Origin of the sequence: Rhodoblastus sp. (assembly GCF_041915505.1) — a bacterium.
Lineage (GTDB): Bacteria > Pseudomonadota > Alphaproteobacteria > Rhizobiales > Beijerinckiaceae > Rhodoblastus.
On sequence record NZ_JAYSBG010000384.1, the window covers coordinates 1 to 3,173 of the forward strand.

General features: G+C 67.9%; 2 protein-coding genes. One reads left to right on the plus strand and one right to left on the minus strand.

Annotation, left to right across the window (positions count from 1 at the left end; all coding sequences use genetic code 11):
• Positions 1-1,192, plus strand: a 1,192-nt coding sequence (locus tag ACE3S9_RS17295) for a Na/Pi symporter (protein ID WP_374547726.1), incomplete at its 5' end; no start/stop codon positions are given.
• 19 nt (positions 1,193-1,211) lie between these two features.
• Here ACE3S9_RS17295 and ACE3S9_RS17300 read toward each other — a convergent pair.
• Positions 1,212-3,173 (minus strand): HAD-IC family P-type ATPase (locus ACE3S9_RS17300; RefSeq protein ID WP_374547727.1); only part of this gene is annotated, 1,962 nt, incomplete at its 5' end.

The window sequence follows — 3,173 nt, forward strand, 5'->3', positions numbered from 1 at the left end:
TGTCGCGGAGCAGCTTCATCCCTCCGACCTGCCGTCGGTTCTGGGCGCGCCGGGCGTCGGCTGGATGACAGGATTCCTGGGCCTGTTGTCGCTGGTGCTCGCCGGACTGGTCATGACGGCGGTGATGCAATCCTCAACCGCCGCTATCGCCGTGACGCTGTCGGCCTTTCACGCCGGCGCCATCGGGCTCGATCAGGGCTGCGCGCTGATCATCGGCCAGAACATCGGCACCGCGACCAGTTCGGCGCTGGCGGCGATCGGCGCCAGCACGACCGCGAAACGGCTGGCCCTCGCCTATATCCTGTTCAAGATCATTGCCGCCGTCATCGCCATCGCCTTGTTCCCGCTGACCATGCGGCTGATCGGCCGCGCCGTGGGCATGGCCGACGGCGCCACTCTGCTGGCCGCTTATCACACCGCCTATAATGTCGTCGGCGTCGCGGTGCTGATGCCGGTGATCGACTGGTTCACCCGTTTCGTGGAGCGCCTGCTGCCCGAAACCCGCGCGGCGATGACGCGCGGCCTCGACCCCGCGGCGCTGGACAATCCGGTGGTGGCGGTCGAGGCCGTGCGGCGGACGATCGCCTTGGCCATCGGCGCCCTCACCGACAGGATCGCCGCTGTCCCGGCGCCGGCGAAGACCGGCGCGCCGCTCGCCGCTTCGGAGCCGGCGGAGGCCTTGCGCCAGGCGCGGGATTTCATCTCGGACGTCAGCGGCCCGCCCGATTCCGACAGCGAGGATGCGCGCCTGACCAGCACTTTGCACGCGCTGGATCACGCCTCCCGGCTCGCCGAAATCGCCGCGGAGACGCCGGAGCGGCTGGCGAGCGGCGCCGGCGCGGAGGAAGCGCGCGCCGCGTCGCTCTGCGCCGAGGCGATGCGCGCGGCGTCGGCCGCCGTGGCGGATATCGCCTGCGAGACGGCGCTGAGCGAGGCCGCCGCGCCGATCGAAGAGCTGGAGACGCCTTCCGCCGGCGCGGCCTTCGCGCGGCTGGAGGCCAGCGCGCGCGAACTGGGCGATCTACGCCGGGTCCATCGCGGGCCGACCCTCGCCAAGGTCGGGACCGGTGAAATCAATGTCGACGAGGCGCTGGCGCGGATCGATTCCATCCGGCGGCTCGAAGCGCTCGCGCGTCACGCCTGGCGCGCGGTCGGCCATCTGCTCGGCCGGCTGGAGACGGAAAAGCCATAGCCTTTCCGTCCTTCCGGGCTCAGGAGCGCGTTGGGGAGGGCTGGTTCTCACCCGCCTCGATCGCCACCACCGCCGCGCGCAAGGGCGCGGACGAGCGGATGACGGTCTTCTCGGCCTCGACGGCGAGGAAAAAGACCACGCCCCCGAGCAGCAGCCACGGCCAGACCCAAAGCGGAACCGCCTCATTGCCGAACATGGCCTGGAACGGTGGCGCATAGGTGAACAGGAGTTGCAGCACGACCACCGCGCCAATGCCCATCGGGAGATAGCGGTTGCCGAGATGGGCCGTCAGCGAGAGCGATGAATCGATCAGGTAACGGCTGTTGAGCAGATAGAACACCTGGCCGATGGTGATGGCGTTGACGGCGACGGTGCGCGCCAGCCCATCCGAGGCGCCGTAATCCTTCATCATGAAGAAGGCGGCGAGCGTATAGGCGAGCAAGGCCGTACCGATGAACAGGATGCGCCACAGCCCGAAGCCGGTCACGATCGGCCGGTCGACCGCGCGCGGCGGCCGCCGCATCACGTCCTCCTCATGCGGTTCGAACGAGATGACCAGACCGAGCGCGACCGAGGTCACCATATTGACCCACAAAACCTGCGGCGCGGTGATCGGCAAGGTGAAGCCGAGGAAGATCGCGACCGCGATGACCAAAGCCTGCGCGACATTGGTCGGCAGCAGGAACAGCATGGCCTTTTCGATATTGTTGTAGACCGTGCGGCCTTCCTTCACCGCCGCGCCGATGGAGGCGAAATTGTCGTCGGCGAGGATCATGCCGGCGGCCTCCTTGGTGACCTCCGTGCCCTTGATACCCATGGCGACGCCGATATCGGCCTTTTTCAGCGCGGGGGCGTCGTTGACGCCGTCGCCGGTCATGGCCGCGATCTGGCCGTTGGCCTGGATCGCCTTGACAAGCCGCAGCTTGTGCTCCGGGCTGGCGCGGGCGAACACGTCGACGTCGCGCACGCAATCGCGCAAAGTCGCCTCGTCCATCGCCTCGATCTCGACGCCGGACACCGCCGTCTTGCCGTCGCCGATGCCGAGCATCTTGGCGATGGCGGCGGCGGTGATCTTGTGGTCGCCGGTGATCATGGTGACGCGGATGCCGCCGCCGTGACATTCCTTGACCGCCTCGATCGCCTCCTTGCGCGGCGGGTCCATCAGGCCGACGAGGCCGAGCAGAACCAGCGATTTCGGCAGGTCGGCGGGCAAGAGACTGCCGGCGGCGAGGCCGGGATTTTCGAGCCAGGCGAGGCCCAGCACGCGTTCGCCCTGCGCCGCGAGTCGGTCAGATTCCTGCGCGAAATGATCACGGTCGAGCGTCGCCGCCCCGCCATCCGCTAATTGCTGGCGGTCGCAATGGTCGAGGATCACCTCGGGTGCGCCCTTGACCAGCAGGAATTGGCCGCCGTCCGCCGCGCGGTGCAGGGTGGCCATGAATTTATGCTCGGACTCGAACGGGATCGCGTCAATGCGCGGGAAGGCCGCCTGTTCCGCTTCACGCGTCATGCCGATCTTCGACGCGAAGGGATAAAGCGCGCCCTCGGTCGGGTCGCCCTCTACCTTCCAGGCGCCGTCGTCCTGAAACAATTCGGCGTCGTTGCAGAGCAGCGAGACGCGTCCCATCAGCTTGAGCGCCGAGGCGTCGGCGAGCTTTGCGCCGTTGCGGCTGATCTCGCCTTCCGGCGCATAACCGTCGCCCGTGACCTGATAGGCGCTCTCCGCCGTGACCACGGAGGTGACCATCATTTCCATCAGGGTCAGCGTGCCGGTCTTGTCCGAACAAATGCGCGACACCGAGCCCAGCGTCTCCACCGCTGGCAGACGGCGGATGATGGCGTTGCGCTGCGCCATGCGCTGCACGCCGATAGCGAGCGTGATGGTGATGAGCGCGGGCAGGCCTTCCGGGATCAGCGACACGGCGATGCCGACGACCGCCTGGAACAGCTCGACGAAGGTCATGTGGCCGAGCCAATGGCC